A 15702-nucleotide genomic window follows, 5' to 3' on the forward strand; every position below is an offset into this window, starting at 1 on the left:
GGCCCGCTCCCGACCGCCCCGAAAGGGCCTAGGCTCACCTGGCAGTTCCCGATATCCCGGTGTTCCGCAGGAGGACCTGTTGCCGCCCTCGCTCGACGCTTCCGCGGTGCTCGCCTGGTGCCGCCTCTCGCTCCAGGCACTGGGCAGGGCCCGCGAGGAGATCGACGCGATCAACGTCTATCCCGTCGCGGACGGGGACACCGGCACCAATCTGTACCTGACGTTCGAGTCCGCCGCGCAGGCCGTGGAAGCGGTCTTCGACGCGCACGCGACGGCCGCCGCCCCCGCGACCCGGCCCACCCTCCCCGACGTGCTCCGCGCCATGTCGCACGGCGCCCTCATCGGCGCCCGCGGCAATTCCGGCACGATCCTCGCCCAGCTTCTGCGCGGCATGAACGAGGCGGTCGCCTCGCCCGCCGACGCCCCTGAACGGATCGGGGCCGCCGAACTGCGGCGGGCCCTGCGGATCGCCGCGGAATCGGCGTACGACGCGGTCGCCCGGCCGGTCGAGGGCACGATGCTCACGGTGGCCGTCGGCGCGGCCGACGCCGCGGAGGCCGCGACGGGCGGCGTCGACGAGGTCGTACGGGCCGCGTACGCCGGAGCGCGCGCCGCGCTGGCCGCCACCCCGGGACAGCTCGGCGTGCTGCGCCGCGCGGGAGTGGTCGACGCGGGCGGCCTCGGCCTGGTCGCCGTGCTCGGCGCGCTGGCCGACGCCGTGACCGGCGACGCCCCGGAACAGCCCCTGGCCGGAACGGACTTCCGCGCCGGGCACACCGTCCCGGTCGAGGACGAGGACCTGTGCCCCGACGACGCGGTCCCCGACGGCCCCGCCTTCGAGGTGATCTTCCTGCTGGAGGCCGCCGACTCCGCCGTCACCCTGCTGCGGGCCCGGCTCGACGCGCTCGGCGACTCCCTCGTCGTCGTCGGCGGCGACGGGCTCTTCCACGTGCACGTCCACGTGGACGACGTCGGCGCCGCCATCGAGGCGGGCATCGAGGCCGGCCGCCCGTACCGCATCCGCGTCACCCACTTCGCCGACCAGACCAGGCCGCGCACCGAACCCGCGCACCGCGCCGTCGTCGCCGTCGTCCGCGGCGACGGCCTGTCGGAACTGTGCGCCCGCGCCGGGGCCACCGTCGTCGCCGTCCGCCCCGGCGAACAGCCCGCCAGCGGCGAGATCGCCGCCGCCATCCGCCGCGCCCACGCCCTTGAGGTCGTCCTGCTGCCCAACGACCGCGACCTGCGGCACGCGGCGGGCGCCGCCGCGGAACAGGCCCGCGCCGACGGCGTCCGGGTCGCCCTCATCCCCACCCGCTCCGCCGTCCAGGGCCTGGCCGCCCTCGCAGTCCACGAGCCCTCCCGGCGCTTCGACGAGGACGTCGTCGCCATGACCTCCGCCGCCGGAGCCACCCGCTACGCCGAACTCGCCGTCGCCGAGCACCGCTCCTGGACCTCGGCCGGCATCTGCCAGGCCGGCGACATCCTCGGCCTCATCGACGGCGACGTCTCCGTCATCGGCACCACGCTCGCCGGTACCGCCACCGCCGTCCTGGACCGCATGCTCGCCGCCGGCGGCGAACTCGTCACCCTCATCCCGGGACCCGACGCCCCCGCCGACCTCACCGCCCACATCGAGTCCCACGTCCGCGAGGCCCACCTGGCGGTGGACACCGTGACCTACGAGGGCGGCCAGGGCACCTGCCCCCTGCTGGTGGGCGTCGAGTAACCCGCCCCTCCCGCGGACCGCCGCGCGGACCTGCCCGAGGGGGATTTGTCGGTGGGGTGCGCCAAGATAGATCCCGATGTCGAACCCCATGGACGATCCGCTGCGGAAAATCGTCGGTGACCGTACCGCGAAGGTGCTCGCCGACCACCTCGGGCTGCACACCGCCGGTGACCTGCTGCATCACTATCCGCGCCGGTACGCCGAGCGCGGGGAGCTGACGCGGCTGGCGGATCTGCCGGTGGACGAGTACGTCACGGTGGTGGCGCAGATCGCGAAGGCGGACAAGCGGACGTACGGCCGCGGGTCCGGGGTGCGGCTCGAAGTCGTGGTGACCGACGGCAGCGGTTCGCTGACCCTGGTGTTCTTCAGCAAGGCGGCACACGCGCACGCCCACCGGCTGATCCCGGGGCGGCGCGGGATGTTCTCGGGGAAGGTCTCGGTCTTCAACCGGACGCGCCAACTGGCCCACCCGGACTACCAGTTGCTGGACGCGGACGAGGGGGCGGAGAAGGACGCGCTGGACGCGTTCGCGAACCGGCTGATCCCGCTGTATCCGGCGTGCAAGCAGATCACCTCGTGGCGGATCGGGCAGGCGGTGGACACCGCGCTCAACTCGCTGACGGCGATCGGCTGGGAGGGCGTGGGGGAGCCGCTGCCCGCGGCGCTGCGCGAGGCGCGCGGGCTCGCGCCGCTGCCGGAGGCGCTGGAGCGGATTCACCGGCCGCGGACGAAGGCGGACATCGCGGCGGCCAGGGACCGGCTGAAGTGGGACGAGGCGTTCGTGCTCCAGGTGGCGCTGGCCCGCCGCAGGGCGGCGGACTCCGCGCTGCCCGCGGTGCCGCGCCGGCCGGGCCGGGACGGGCTGCTGACGGCGTTCGACGCGAAGCTGCCGTTCACGCTGACCGACGGCCAGCGGAGGGTGTCGGGCGAGATCTTCGAGGACCTGGCGGCCGAGCACCCGATGCACCGGCTGCTCCAGGGCGAGGTCGGCTCGGGCAAGACGATGGTGGCGCTGCGGGCGATGCTCGGGGTGGTGGACGCGGGCGGCCAGGCGGCGATGCTCGCGCCGACCGAGGTGCTGGCCCAGCAGCACCACCGCTCCGTCACCGAGATGATGGGCGAACTGGCCGAGTCCTCCGGCATGCTGGGCGGCTCGGACCTCGGGACGAAGGTCGTGCTGCTGACCGGTTCCATGGGGACGCCCGCGCGGCGGCAGGCGCTGCTCGACCTGGTGACGGGCGAGGCCGGGATCGTGATCGGCACGCACGCGCTGATCGAGGACAAGGTGAAGTTCCACGACCTGGGCCTGGTCGTGGTCGACGAACAGCACCGCTTCGGCGTGGAGCAGCGGGACGCGCTGCGCGCCAAGGCCGCCCAGCCGCCGCACCTGCTGGTGATGACGGCCACCCCGATCCCGCGGACCGTCGCCATGACGGTCTTCGGCGACCTGGAGACGTCCGTACTGGACCAACTGCCCGCCGGGCGCTCGCCGATCGCCACCCATGTCGTACCGGCGGCCGAGAAGCCGCACTTCCTCAGCCGGGCCTGGGAGCGGGTACGGGAGGAGGTCGAGGGCGGGCACCAGGCGTACGTGGTGTGCCCGCGGATCGGCGACGAGGAGGAGGGCAAGGGGAGCGGCAAGGCCAAGGCGGCCAAGAAGGACAAGGAGCCGGGGCCCGACGACGACGAGCGCAGGCCGCCGCTGGCGGTGCTGGACGTCGCCGAGCAGATCGCCCAGGGGGCCCTGCGCGGGCTGCGCGTCGAGGTGCTGCACGGCCGGATGCAGCCGGACGCCAAGGACGACGTGATGCGCCGGTTCACCGCGGGCGAGGTGGACGTCCTGGTCGCCACCACGGTCATCGAGGTCGGGGTGAACGTGCCGAACGCCACCGCCATGGTGATCATGGACGCCGACCGCTTCGGCGTCTCGCAACTCCACCAGCTGCGCGGCCGGGTCGGCCGCGGCTCCGCGCCCGGCCTGTGCCTGCTGGTCTCCGAGGCGCCCGAGGCGACCCCGGCCCGCATGCGCCTGGAAGCGGTGGCCGGGACGCTGGACGGCTTCGAACTCTCCGAGATCGACCTCCAGCAGCGCCGCGAGGGTGACGTCCTCGGCCAGGCCCAGTCCGGCAGCCGCTCCTCGCTGCGGGTGCTCACCGTCATGGACGACCGCGACGTCATCGAGGCCGCCCGCGAGGAGGCCACCGCGGTCGTGACCGCCGATCCCGAACTCACCGCGCACCCCGACCTCCGCAGCGCCCTGGACAGCCTGCTGGACGCGGACCGCGAGGAGTATCTGGAAAAGGGGTAGCCGGGCCCGGGCCCGTATCGTGGGGCGCGTCGGACCAGGTCCCCGCACCGGAAGTGAGTTCCATGACCCGCGTGATCGCCGGCGCCGCCGGGGGGCGGCGCCTCGCCGTACCGCCGGGCGACGGCACCAGGCCGACGTCCGACCGCGCCAAGGAGGGGCTGTTCTCCACCCTTCAGTCGCTGCGCGGCACGCTGGAGGGGGCCAGGGTGCTCGACCTCTACGCGGGCTCCGGCGCGGTCGGCCTCGAAGCGCTCTCGCGCGGCGCCGAACACGTCCTGCTGGCCGAGGCCGAGCCGCGGGCGGCGCGGGTGATCAGGGAGAACGTGGCGGCGCTGAAACTGCCCGGCGCCGAGGTGCGCTCGGGACGCGCGGAGAAGATCGTCGCGGGACCGGCGCCGCGGCCGTACGACGTGGTCTTCCTCGACCCGCCGTACGACGTCGAGGACGGCGAACTGCGGGAGATCCTGCTCACACTCCTGGCCAATGACTGGCTGACGGAGGAAGCGCTGGTCACCGTGGAGCGCAGGACCCGGGGCGGCGAATTCGGCTGGCCCCCGGGTTTCACGGGCCTGCGGTCCCGGCGGTACGGCGAAGCGACGCTTTGGTACGGTCGCGCCGCCCGGGTCACCGCCGGGTCATGAGCCCGCGGAGTCGACATGAACCCGCACCATGAGCCGTAGCACCCGCCGTACGGAGAGCGAGGAACCACTCTTGCGCCGCGCCGTCTGTCCGGGGTCCTTCGACCCCATCACCAACGGACACCTCGACATCATCGCCCGCGCCTCACGGCTGTACGACACCGTGTACGTCGCCGTGATGATCAACCAGTCCAAGCAGGGCCTGTTCACCATCGAGGAGCGCATCGCGCTGATCGAGGAGGTCACGGGCGACCTGGGCAACGTCAAGGTCGAGTCGTTCCACGGCCTGCTGGTGGACTTCTGCAAGCAGCGCGAGATCCCGGCCATCGTGAAGGGCCTGCGCGCGGTCAGCGACTTCGACTACGAGTTGCAGATGGCCCAGATGAACATCGGCCTCACCGGTGTCGAGACCCTCTTCGTCCCCACCAACCCCGCCTACAGCTTCCTGTCCTCGAGTCTGGTCAAGGAAGTCGCCCAATGGGGCGGCGACATCTCCCACTTGGTGCCGTCCGTCGTCCTCGACGCGCTCAAGCCCAAACTCCGACAGCGCTAGGCTCTCCCCCGTGGACGTCCAGAAGAAGCTCGATGAGATCGCGGCCACCGTGGCTAACGCCCGGTCGATGCCGATGTCGGCCTCCTGCGTGGTGAACCGTGCCGAGCTGCTCGCCATGCTCGACGAGGTCGCCGCCGCGCTTCCCGACTCCCTCTCCCAGGCGCAGGCACTGCTCGGCGACCGGGAGACGATGGTCGGGGAGGCCCGAGCCGAAGCCCAGCGGATCATCGAATCGGCCCACGCCGAACGCGGATCGCTGGTCTCCGACACCCAGGTGGCCCGCCAGTCGCAGGACGAGGCGGAGCGGATCGTCGCCGAGGCGCGCCGCGAGGCCGCCGAGATCCGCGCCGAGGCCGACGACTACGTCGACAGCAAGCTCGCCAACTTCGAAGTGGTCCTCACCAAGACCATCGGCTCGGTCGACCGCGGCCGGGAGAAGCTGCTCGGCCACGACCCCAACGGCTACGACCAGGGTTACGGCCAGGCCGAGGAGGACGCGGACGCCCCCGAGCGCAGCGCCGACCCGGAGACCCTGCGCCGCCGCGCCGACGAGTACGTGGACGCCAAGCTGGGCGCCTTCGAGGCCGTCCTGAGCAAGACCCTGGAGGCCGTCGGCCGCGGGCGCCTGAAGCTCACCGGCCACAATCCGATCGACGACCTCGCCGCGCAGATGGCCGCGCAGGACGCCGCGGACGGCGACGGCGAGCACGGCGGGCAGCGGCAGAGCGACGCCGACTACATGGCGGGCCTGGCCGCGCCCACCGCCCCCGAACAGGCCGACCTGGCGCAGTACGGCTACGACCCGGCCCCGCAGCAGGCCGCCGCCGCGGCGGCTCCCGGCTACGGCTATTCGCAGCAGGACACCGCGTACCAGCAGGGCGGCTACCAGGGCGACGGCGGCTACCGGCCGGAGTACCAGCAGGCCGCCGCCGACTCCGGCGCCTACGTCGACTACGGCACCCAGGCCCAGGACCCGTACGGCCAGCAGCAGCCCGCGTACCAGCAGGACCCGGCCGGCTACGGCTACGACCAGCAGCAGTACGACCAGCAGATCCCGTACCAGCAGCAGGGCTATCCGCAGCAGCAGCCGCAGGGGCAGCAGCCCGCGGCGCTGGACGAGACCAGCTTCTTCGACACCGGACTGATCGACCTCAACCGGCTGAGAGAGCTGGAGCAGGGCCGCTGAGGACGCCCGCGGGAGCCTGCCGGCGGCCCCGGACAGGCTCCGTTTGGGTGCGGGCGGGGTGGTCCAGTATCCTGTCACTTCCAGCCGTGTGAATTCCCGGCGCTTTGGCCTGCCCGCCCGCAAGGGTCGCCCGCGAGGGCCGCGGGGCAGGCCGTACCGATGAAAGCAGGAAGCCCTGAACACCCGCCTCGACCACCGCAACCCACTCGTGTTCGACACACACGAGCTGGGCCGGCGTCCTGGTGCGATGAGGAAGGTCTCCCGCTCGGTGCCGGCCCCCAAGGACCTCGGCCTCGTCGATGTCATCGGGGTGCCGGAGGGCGCCACGGTCGAGCTGGAGCTCCGCCTGGAGTCGGTCATGGAGGGTGTGCTGGTCACCGGCACCGCCCATGCGCCGGTCACGGGGGAGTGCGTAAGGTGTCTGGAACCCGTCGAGCGTGAGCTGGACGCGGAATTCCAGGAGATGTTCTCCTACCCCGACGCCGACACCAGGACCGCCCGCAAGGACGAAGCCGGTGACGACGCCGAGGACGAGGACGCGCTGGAACTCGAGGACGATCTCTTCGACCTCGAACCCGTACTGCGCGACGCGGTGGTGCTCGCACTGCCGTTGCAGCCGGTGTGCCGGGAGGACTGCGAAGGGCTGTGCTCCGAATGCGGAGTTCGCCTCGCGGACGACCCGGACCACCACCACGAGGTCACCGACATCCGGTGGGCGGCCTTGAAGGATCTCAACCAGAGTTTCGGTACCGACCATGGTGCCGACGAGAACCAGGAGAAGTAGCCGTGGCTGTTCCGAAGCGGAAGATGTCGCGCAGCAACACGCGCCACCGCCGTTCGCAGTGGAAGGCTGCGCCCGTGAGCCTGGTGGCGTGCGAGCGCTGCCACGAGCCGAAGCTCCAGCACATCGCGTGCCCGAGCTGCGGCACGTACAACCGCCGTCAGGTCATCGACGTCTGATCGGCAGGTGACAGGCTCCATGTCAGACGCCTCAGCGCCACAGTCGGCCACGGCGGACAAAGCCTCGTCCCCCACGCTTCTGGAAGGGCGGCTCGGGTACACCCTCGAGCCCGCCCTTCTGGTGCGTGCGCTGACCCACCGCTCGTACGCGTACGAGAACGGCGGGCTGCCCACCAACGAGCGGCTGGAGTTCCTCGGGGACTCCGTGCTCGGCCTGGTGGTCACCGACACCCTCTACCGCACCCACCCCGACCTGCCCGAGGGCCAACTGGCCAAGCTGCGGGCCGCGGTGGTCAACTCGCGTGCCCTGGCGGGCGTGAGCCGCGGGCTCGACCTCGGCGCGTTCATCCGCCTGGGCCGGGGCGAAGAGGGCACCGGCGGCCGGGACAAGGCATCCATCCTCGCGGACACCCTGGAAGCCGTCATCGGCGCGGTCTATCTCGACCAGGGGCTCGAAGCGGCCTCCGAGCTGGTGCACCGGCTCTTCGACCCGCTCATCGAGCAGTCCTCCAACCTCGGTGCGGGACTGGACTGGAAGACCAGCCTCCAGGAACTCACCGCAGCCGAAGGGCTCGGCGTTCCCGAGTACGTGGTCACCGAGTCAGGACCCGACCACGAGAAGACCTTCACGGCTGCCGCCCGCGTCAGTGGCGTCGAGTACGGCACCGGCACCGGCCGCAGCAAGAAGGAAGCCGAGCAGCAGGCGGCGGAGTCCGCCTGGCGCTCCATCCGCGAAGCCGCCGCCTCAGCGGCGAGCTGAGCCCCGAAGGGGCGCGGGGAACCGCGCGATCGGCCGCGACGCGGCCGCAGGTCACCACCTGCCCCGGCGGGGCAGACCGGTCGTCTCCCGACCACCGGCCGTGGGGGGCCTGTCGCGCGGTTCCCCGCGCCCGTGGCAGGGGCACACGCACCCGCGTGGACCATGAGGGGATGTCATGCCGGAGCTGCCGGAGGTGGAGGTCGTCCGGCGCGGACTCTCGCGCTGGGTCTCGGGCCGCACCGTCGAGACGGCCACCGTTTTCCATCCGCGGGCCGTACGGCGGCACGTGGCCGGGCCCGAGGACTTCGCGGCGCGGCTCAAGGGCGCGGCGATGGGCGAGGCGCACCGCAGGGGCAAGTATCTGTGGCTGCCGGTCACCGAGGACCTGTCGCTCATGGCCCACCTGGGGATGAGCGGTCAGCTCCTGGTGCAGCCGCAAACCGCGGCGGCCGAGACCCACCTGCGGATCCGTATCCGATTCCAGGACACCCTCGGCACCGAACTGCGCTTCGTCGACCAGCGCACCTTCGGCGGGCTGTCCCTGCACGAGGCGGTGCCGGGCGCGGCGGACGGCCTCCCGGCGGTCCTGGCGCACATCGCGCGCGACCCGCTGGACGACGCCTTCGACGAGGACGCCTTCCACACGGCGCTGCGCCGCAAGCGCACCACGATCAAGCGGGCGCTGCTCGACCAGTCGCTGATCAGCGGGGTCGGCAACATCTACGCCGACGAGGCGCTGTGGCGCACGCGGCTGCACTACGAGCGGCCGACGGCGTCGATGACCAGGCCGCGTACGGCGGAGCTGGTCACGCACATCCGCGAGGTGATGGGCGACGCGCTCGCCGCGGGCGGCACCAGCTTCGACAGCCTGTACGTCAATGTGAACGGTGAATCGGGCTACTTCGACCGGTCGCTGGACGCGTACGGCCGTGAGGACGAGCCGTGCCGCCGCTGCGGCACACCGATCAGGCGCCGGCCGTGGATGAACAGGTCGAGCTACTTCTGCCCGCGCTGTCAGCCGGTGCCGCGCTCCGCGTCGTAGCGTTCGCGCGCGGCCAGTACCTCCGGCATCCGGCCCTCGACCAGCGCGATCAGTGACAGCAGGCGCGCGGCGGTGTCCCGGCCGAGCGGGGTGAGCCGGTATTCGACGTGCGGCGGATTCGTCGGCCGAGCGTCCCTGACGACCAGGCCGTCGCGCTCCAGCGCGTGCAGCGTCTGCGACAGCATCTTCTCGCTGACCCCGTCCACGCGGCGGCGCAGCGCGTTGAACCGCAGCGTGTCCTCGTAGAGCGCGCCCAGCGTCAGGCCGCCCCACCGCCCGGTGACGTGCTCCAGCGTCCCGCGCGACGGGCAGGAGCGCGCGAAGACGTCGAAGGCGAGCCTGCCGTCGTCCTTCACGGTGGCCCCGGCGCACTCCGCCGTCCGGTCGCTGTCTGTCATACGGCCAGCGTACCCCCGCACAGCGCTCACCTCAGGGGTGCGCGATCCGCCGGTTAGCGCCCTGGCCAGGGCGGCTCCGGCTCCAGCGGCTCCAGCGGCTCCCACGGCTCCCACGGCTCCACAGGCCGCGACGGCTCCAGCGGCTCCCACGGCTCCACAGGCCGCGACGGCTCCAGCGGCCTCAGAAGCCGAAGTCCTGGGTCCACCAGGGGCCGCCGCTGCCGTAGTGGATGCCGACGCCGAGGGTCTTGTAGTCGCAGTTGAGGATGTTGGCGCGGTGGCCGGGGCTGTTCATCCAGGCGTCCATGACGGCCTGGGCGGTGGCCTGGCCGCGGGCGATGTTCTCGCCGCCGAGGTTGGTGATGCCCAGGGCCTTGGCGCGGTCCCACGGGGTCTTGCCGTCGGGGTCGGTGTGGTCGAAGAAGCCGCGGGCGGCCATGTCCTCGCTGAACGCCTGCGCGAGGCCGTCGAGGGAGGAACTGGCGGTGAGCGGCGAGCAGCCCGCGCTCGCCCGCTGGGTGTTGACCAGGGAGAGGATCGCCGCGCGGGCCGCCGTGACGGCGTCGGCGGAGGCCGGGGCGGCGGTCGTGGGCGGCTGGGTGCGGGCCGCGGTGGTGGTCGGCACCGGGGCGGTGGGCGCGGCCGTCGTACGGGTCGGCGTGGGGGCGGCGGCCGGGCTGGTGGCCGTACGGGACGGCGTCGCCGTGTTCGACCGCATCGTGCCCGGCTTCGACGGCGTACCGGAGGACGGGGTGCCGGGGGAGCCGGTGGTCTGCCCGGGGGTCGGCGCCGTGCTGTCGCCCAGCGGCGAGGGCATGTCGCTGCCGTCGCGCGACGGGTCCGCCGGGCCGTCGGCCTGCGTGTGGCCCGCGTCGCCCTGGTGGTAGTCGAGGCCGGCGGTGAGGCCGCTGAGCATCCCGGAGGACGCGGCGACCGCGCCCACGGCCATCGCGGCCGAGGTGGCGAGCAGTCCGGTACGGACCGGGTGGTGCTTACGGCGCCCGCGGTGCGAGCGGGGTCCCGTCTCCGGCGCTGCCGGTTGCGCATGACGGCTGTGACGGCCCATCCTTCGCGCTCCTCTGGTCGGCTCGGTTCTGGCGGCCCGATTCGGCGGATTAACCCGAACGGGTGACCCCGTTGTCGGGTGACTGTAGCGAATGACGCCGCCCGCCGATGTGCTGCTGATCCAACTGGCGGGATAGCGTGCGGACATGAACGAAGATGTCCGGCTCACCGCGTGGGTGCGCGGCCGCGTCCAGGGCGTCGGCTTCCGGTGGTGGACCCGGGCCACCGCCCTGGAACTGGGCGGCCTCGTCGGCTACGCGGGCAATCTGGGCGACGGCCGGGTCCAGGTCGTGGCCGAGGGCACGCGCGAACAGTGCGAGCGGCTGCTGGAGTGGCTGCGCCGCGGGGACACGCCCGGACGGGTCGACGGAGTGACCGAGATCTGGGGCCGGCCGCGGGGCGGATACGAAGGTTTCGAGATCCGCTGAGCAATTTGGTTGCCATACGACGATCGCCGTGTCAGGCTGCCCCCATCGAGCATGATCCCTATGCCACGCGGGCAGCCCGCGGCGCCGTCAGCGCCGTGTTTTCTGAGGCGGACCCGACGACTGGGCTGTGATCGTGTTGACCGTCCCGTTATTTGGTGAGACTCTGGAAGCCCCGCGCATCGTGGCTCCAGGATTGTTCAGCGGCGGTCACGGCACTCACCCTGCGCGGGCGAGCAACCCTCACCCACGACCCAAACCGCATTCGGTCGGTCACTCAGCGTGGAGGACCATCCATCATGGCAAAGGCGCTTCTCGGTTACGTCGGCGGTCCCGACCCGCGACTTCTCGCCGAGATGCGAAGGCTCCAGCAGCGCGTTCAGGATCTGGAATCCGAGCTTGTCCGGATGCAGGCCGAGAACGACGCTCTGACTGTCGCATCGCACGAAGAGTCGCTGCTCAGCAGCATCGACGTATCTCGCGCGGAGCCCGTGCTCGCCTGAACCGGTCCCCGGCCCGGACAGGTGTCCCCGGACACCGCCTGAGAATCTGCAGAATCCGCGAGGGACGCTTCGGCGTCCCTTTCGTCATTCCGCGCGCTGTCCCCTCGCCCTGCTCCCCACCCGCTCCCCGCCTGGACGTCGCTTCTTAACGCATGATGTGCCCTGCGCCTTCCTCGGTGAAACCGAGGACGGCTAGTAGAGTCGACCGGCGTGCATCTCAAGAGCCTCACGCTGCGCGGTTTCAAGTCGTTCGCCTCGGCGACGACCCTGCGCTTCGAACCCGGAATCACCTGCGTCGTCGGCCCCAACGGGTCCGGCAAGTCCAATGTGGTCGACGCGCTGTCCTGGGTCATGGGCGAGCAGGGGGCCAAGTCGCTGCGCGGCGGCAAGATGGAGGACGTCATCTTCGCCGGCACCACGGGCCGCCCCCCGCTGGGCCGCGCCGAGGTGTCCCTGACCATCGACAACAGCGACGGCGTCCTGCCGATCGAGTACGCCGAGGTCACCATCACGCGGATCATGTTCCGCAACGGCGGCAGCGAGTACCAGCTCAACGGCGACACCTGCCGCCTGCTGGACATCCAGGAACTCCTGTCCGACTCCGGTATCGGCCGCGAGATGCACGTCATCGTCGGCCAGGGCCAGCTCGACTCCGTACTGCACGCCGACCCGATGGGCCGCCGCGCCTTCATCGAGGAGGCCGCGGGTGTGCTCAAGCACCGCAAGCGCAAGGAGAAGGCGCTGCGGAAACTGGACGCGATGCAGGCCAATCTCGCCCGTGTGACGGACCTCACCGGTGAGCTGCGCCGCCAGCTCAAACCGCTCGGCCGCCAGGCCCAGGTCGCCCGCCGCGCCGCCGTCATCCAGGCCGACCTGCGCGACGCCCGGCTGCGGCTGCTCGCCGACGACCTGGTCACGCTGCGGGAGGCGCTGAGCGCCGAGGTCGCCGACGAGGCCGCGCTCAAGGAGCGCCGCGACGCCGTCGAGACGGAACTGGCCGCCGCCGTCCAGCGCGAGGCCCGCCTGGAGGAGCAGGTACGCGCCCTGTCGCCGCGGCTGACCGACGCGCAGGCCACCTGGTACGCGCTGTCCCAGCTCGCCGAACGCGTACGCGGCACGATCGGCCTCGCCGAGCAGCGGCACCGGCACGCCACGTCCCAGCCCGCCGAGGAGCGGCGCGGCCGGGACCCGGAGGACATGGAACGCGAGGCCGCCCGCATCCGCGAGCAGGAGGCCGAGCTGTCCGAGGCGCTGGACGCGGCCCAGCGCGCCCTGGACGACACCGTCGACCACCGCGCCGAGCTGGAGCGCCGGCTCGCCGAGGAGGAGGCCCGGCTTAGGACCGCCGCCCGCGCCATCGCCGACCGCCGTGAGGGCCTGGCCCGGCTGCACGCCCAGGTCAACGCCGCCCGCTCCAAGGCCGCCTCCGCCGAGGCCGAGATCGGCCGCCTCGCCGCCGCCCGCGACGAGGCCCGCGACCGGGCGGAGTCCGCGCAGGGCGAGTACGAGGAACTGCGCGCGCAGGTCGACGGCCTGGACGCCGACGACTCGGAGCTGGAGGAGCGGTTCCAGGCCGCGCGCCGCGAACAGGCCGCGGCGGAGGAGGCGTTCAGCGCCGCGCGCGAGGCCGCCACCGCGGCGGAGCGCCGCCGCGCCGCCGTCGCCGCCCGCCGGGACGCGCTCGCGCCGTCGCTCCGCCGCAAGGACGGCACCGGCGCGCTGCTCAGCGCGGGCGAGGGGCGCGACGCCCTGCCCGGCATCCTGGGCTCGGCCGCCGCGCTGCTCCGCGTCACCCCCGGCTACGAGATCCCGCTCGCCGCCGCGCTCGGCGCCGCCGCCGACGCCGTCGCGGTCACCGGCCCCTCCGCCGCCGCGGACGCGCTGCGCCTGCTCCGCAAAGAGGACGCGGGCCGCGCGGCCCTCCTCCTCGCGGCCCCGGCCGCCGAGCCCGTCGTCGCCCGCGACCACCGCCCGCCGACGGAGGCCGCCCGCGACGCGGCCGACGGGGACGGTCAGGGCCTCGCGAGCGGGGGCGTTTCCGGGGGCGGCGCGGGGTCCGGCGGGTCGGGCCCGGGCCCGGCAGACGCGGGCGTTTCCGGCGACCCGGGGCCGGACGCGGCCGAAGCGGGCGGGCGGCGTGCCGCGCTGCCGGGGCAGGCGGGCGGCGGCTCCGCCGTGGCCGGTGACGGGGATCGCCTTCCGGCGGCGACGGCGGGCGCCGGTGTGCCGGGTCCGAGGCCGGAGGCCGCAGGGCTGCCCGGGCAGGCGCGGTGGGCCGTGGAACTGGTCGCCGCGGACGGGGAGCTGCTGCCCGCGGTGCGGCGGCTGCTGGACGGGATCGTCGTCGTGGAGTCGCTGGAGGAGGCCGAGGCGCTGGTCGGGCGGCGTCCCGAGCTGACCGCGGTGACCGCGGAGGGCGATGTGCTGTCCGCGCATCTCGCGCAGGGCGGCTCGGCGAAGGCGCCCAGCCTGCTGGAAGTGCAGGCGCAGGTGGACGAGGCGACGGCCGAGCTGGAGCAGCTCGACGCGCGCTGTGCGGCCCTGGCGGCCGAGCAGCAGGACGCCAAGGAGCGCCGGGCGGTGGCGACGCGCGAGGTCGAGGCGCTGACGCAGCTGCGCCGCGCGGCGGAGAAGGAGAAGTCCTCGGTCGCGCAGCAGCTGGGCCGGTTCGGCGGCCAGGCCAGGGCGGCGGCGGGGGAGGCGGACCGGGCCGCCGCGGCCGTGGGCCGCTCCGAGGAGGCGCTGGCGGCGGCCCGCGAGGAGTTCGAGGAGCTGTCGTACCGGCTGAGCGAGGCCGAGGAGGAGCCCGGCGAAGAGGAGCCGGACACCTCCGTACGGGACCGGCTGTCCGCCGACGGCGCGAACGCCCGGCAGACCGAGATGGAGGCGCGGCTCCAGGTCCGTACGCACGAGGAGCGGGTCAAGGGCCTGGCGGGCCGGGCCGACGGCCTGGACCGGGCGGCGCGCGCCGAGCGTGAGACCCGGGCCCGCGCCCAGCAGCGCAGGGCCCGGCTCGCCTACGAGGCGTCGGTCGCGGCGGCCGTGGTGGAGGGCGCCCGGGCGCTGCTGGACTGCGTCCAGATCTCGCTGGGCCGCGCCGAGGCGGAGCGGGCCGCCGCCGAGCAGGCGAGGGCGGAGCGCGAGGCGGAGCTGGGCCAGGAGCGGCGGCGCGGCCGGGACCTGAAGAGCGAGCTGGACCGGCTGACCGGCGACGTCCACAAGGGCGAGGTGCTGGGCGCGGAGAAGCGCATGCGGATCGAGCAGCTGGAGGCCAAGGCGCTGGAGGAGCACGGCATGGAGCCCGCGGGGCTCGTCGCGGAGTACGGCCCCGACCAGCTCGTGCCGCCGTCGCCGCCCGCCGAGGGCGAGATCCTGCCCGAGGACCCGGAGGACCCGCGCAACCAGCCGCGCCCGTACCACCGCCCCGAGCAGGAGAAGCGGCTGAAGGCGGCGGAGAAGGCGTACGCGCAGCTCGGCAAGGTCAACCCGCTGGCGCTTGAGGAGTTCGCGGCGCTGGAGGAGCGGCACAAATTCCTCACCGAGCAGCTGGAGGACCTGCGCAGGACGCGGGCCGACCTGCTCCAGGTGATCAAGGACGTGGACGAGCGGGTGGAGCAGGTCTTCACCGCCGCCTTCCATGACACCGCCCGCGAGTTCGAGGGCGTCTTCTCGCGGCTTTTCCCAGGTGGGGAGGGTCGGCTGCTGCTCACCGACCCGGACAACATGCTGACCACAGGTGTGGAGGTTGAGGCGCGTCCGCCCGGGAAGAAGGTCAAGCGGTTGTCGCTCCTGTCGGGCGGTGAGCGCTCGCTGACCGCGGTGGCGATGCTGGTGTCGATCTTCAAGGCACGGCCGAGTCCGTTCTATGTGATGGACGAGGTCGAGGCCGCGCTGGACGACACCAATCTCCAGCGGCTCATCCGGATCATGGAGGAGCTTCAGGAGAGCTCGCAGCTCATCGTGATCACGCACCAGAAGCGGACGATGGAGGTCGCCGATGCCCTGTACGGCGTATCGATGCAGGGCGACGGTGTCTCCAAGGTGATCAGCCAACGGCTGCGGAACGGCAAGCAGCCGGCCGCGTAGGGCTCCGGGTCAGGCCCGGTTCCCGAGTGGTGGTGACCGACGCGTCGGC

At 73.0% G+C, this 15702-nt stretch carries 14 protein-coding genes; 12 read left to right on the top strand and 2 right to left on the bottom strand.

The window, feature by feature from the left end:
- Nucleotides 1-79: 79 nt before the first annotated feature.
- The 9 genes from ACIO6U_RS26750 to mutM all read left to right on the top strand — a co-directional run bounded on the left by ACIO6U_RS26750 (nt 80) and on the right by mutM (nt 9176).
- Nucleotides 80-1729, top strand: a complete 1650-nt coding sequence (locus ACIO6U_RS26750; RefSeq protein ID WP_355349455.1) for a DAK2 domain-containing protein — start codon at nt 80-82, stop codon at nt 1727-1729.
- A 76-nt stretch (nt 1730-1805) separates the two neighbouring features.
- Nucleotides 1806-4037 (top strand): ATP-dependent DNA helicase RecG, encoded by a 2232-nt coding sequence (gene recG / locus ACIO6U_RS26755; protein ID WP_401722943.1) that lies wholly within the window; start codon nt 1806-1808, stop codon nt 4035-4037.
- Between the two features lie 62 nt (nt 4038-4099).
- Nucleotides 4100-4678, top strand: a complete 579-nt coding sequence (gene rsmD / locus ACIO6U_RS26760) for a 16S rRNA (guanine(966)-N(2))-methyltransferase RsmD (protein WP_355349461.1) — start codon at nt 4100-4102, stop codon at nt 4676-4678.
- A gap of 70 nt (nt 4679-4748) precedes the next feature.
- Entirely contained in the window at nt 4749-5228 is a 480-nt protein-coding gene (gene coaD / locus ACIO6U_RS26765; RefSeq protein ID WP_355349488.1) for a pantetheine-phosphate adenylyltransferase, read from the top strand.
- A 10-nt stretch (nt 5229-5238) separates the two neighbouring features.
- Nucleotides 5239-6414, top strand: coding sequence for an ATP synthase F0 subunit B (locus ACIO6U_RS26770; RefSeq protein ID WP_401722946.1), 1176 nt, complete (start codon nt 5239-5241; stop codon nt 6412-6414).
- Between the two features lie 175 nt (nt 6415-6589).
- Entirely contained in the window at nt 6590-7198 is a 609-nt protein-coding gene (locus ACIO6U_RS26775; RefSeq protein WP_355349491.1) for a YceD family protein, read from the top strand.
- 2 nt (nt 7199-7200) lie between these two features.
- Nucleotides 7201-7374: a 50S ribosomal protein L32 gene (rpmF, locus tag ACIO6U_RS26780; RefSeq protein ID WP_188281855.1), complete on the top strand. Its 174-nt coding sequence runs from the start codon at nt 7201-7203 to the stop codon at nt 7372-7374.
- 19 nt (nt 7375-7393) lie between these two features.
- Nucleotides 7394-8134: a ribonuclease III gene (rnc, locus tag ACIO6U_RS26785; protein ID WP_188281856.1), complete on the top strand. Its 741-nt coding sequence runs from the start codon at nt 7394-7396 to the stop codon at nt 8132-8134.
- Nucleotides 8135-8309: 175 nt separating this feature from the next.
- Nucleotides 8310-9176 carry a bifunctional DNA-formamidopyrimidine glycosylase/DNA-(apurinic or apyrimidinic site) lyase gene (gene mutM, locus ACIO6U_RS26790; RefSeq protein WP_401306141.1) on the top strand — a complete coding sequence of 289 codons (867 nt, stop codon included), beginning with the start codon at nt 8310-8312 and terminating at the stop codon, nt 9174-9176.
- Here mutM and ACIO6U_RS26795 read toward each other — a convergent pair.
- Nucleotides 9149-9574, bottom strand: coding sequence for a winged helix-turn-helix transcriptional regulator (locus ACIO6U_RS26795; RefSeq protein WP_391050358.1), 426 nt, complete (start codon nt 9572-9574; stop codon nt 9149-9151). The two genes, mutM and ACIO6U_RS26795, sit on opposite strands and share 28 nt — an antisense overlap.
- Before the next feature lie 181 nt (nt 9575-9755).
- Nucleotides 9756-10640, bottom strand: coding sequence for a CAP domain-containing protein (locus tag ACIO6U_RS26800; protein WP_401722951.1), 885 nt, complete (start codon nt 10638-10640; stop codon nt 9756-9758).
- 145 nt (nt 10641-10785) lie between these two features.
- On the opposite strand from ACIO6U_RS26800, the gene ACIO6U_RS26805 reads away from it, so the two are divergent.
- The 3 genes from ACIO6U_RS26805 to ACIO6U_RS26815 all read left to right on the top strand — a co-directional run bounded on the left by ACIO6U_RS26805 (nt 10786) and on the right by ACIO6U_RS26815 (nt 15653).
- Nucleotides 10786-11067, top strand: coding sequence for an acylphosphatase (locus tag ACIO6U_RS26805; RefSeq protein ID WP_355349478.1), 282 nt, complete (start codon nt 10786-10788; stop codon nt 11065-11067).
- Between the two features lie 296 nt (nt 11068-11363).
- Nucleotides 11364-11567 (top strand): hypothetical protein, encoded by a 204-nt coding sequence (locus tag ACIO6U_RS26810; protein WP_188281861.1) that lies wholly within the window; start codon nt 11364-11366, stop codon nt 11565-11567.
- 210 nt (nt 11568-11777) lie between these two features.
- Nucleotides 11778-15653 (top strand): AAA family ATPase, encoded by a 3876-nt coding sequence (locus tag ACIO6U_RS26815; RefSeq protein WP_401722956.1) that lies wholly within the window; start codon nt 11778-11780, stop codon nt 15651-15653.
- The last annotated feature ends 49 nt before the right edge of the window (nt 15654-15702 follow it).

Source organism: Streptomyces sp. NPDC087422 (genome assembly GCF_044744145.1).
GTDB lineage: Bacteria > Actinomycetota > Actinomycetes > Streptomycetales > Streptomycetaceae > Actinacidiphila.

Bases quoted from the DNA above. Each gene is read 5' to 3' on its own strand.
- rsmD (WP_355349461.1), top strand. From the start codon at position 4,100: ATGACCCGCGTGATCGCCGGCGCCGCCGGGGGGCGGCGCCTCGCCGTA.
- mutM (WP_401306141.1), top strand. From the start codon at position 8,310: ATGCCGGAGCTGCCGGAGGTGGAGGTCGTCCGGCGCGGACTCTCGCGC.
- rnc (WP_188281856.1), top strand. From the start codon at position 7,394: ATGTCAGACGCCTCAGCGCCACAGTCGGCCACGGCGGACAAAGCCTCG.
- ACIO6U_RS26810 (WP_188281861.1), top strand. From the start codon at position 11,364: ATGGCAAAGGCGCTTCTCGGTTACGTCGGCGGTCCCGACCCGCGACTT.
- ACIO6U_RS26800 (WP_401722951.1), bottom strand. From the start codon at position 10,640: ATGGGCCGTCACAGCCGTCATGCGCAACCGGCAGCGCCGGAGACGGGA.
- ACIO6U_RS26805 (WP_355349478.1), top strand. From the start codon at position 10,786: ATGAACGAAGATGTCCGGCTCACCGCGTGGGTGCGCGGCCGCGTCCAG.
- ACIO6U_RS26795 (WP_391050358.1), bottom strand. From the start codon at position 9,574: ATGACAGACAGCGACCGGACGGCGGAGTGCGCCGGGGCCACCGTGAAG.
- recG (WP_401722943.1), top strand. From the start codon at position 1,806: ATGTCGAACCCCATGGACGATCCGCTGCGGAAAATCGTCGGTGACCGT.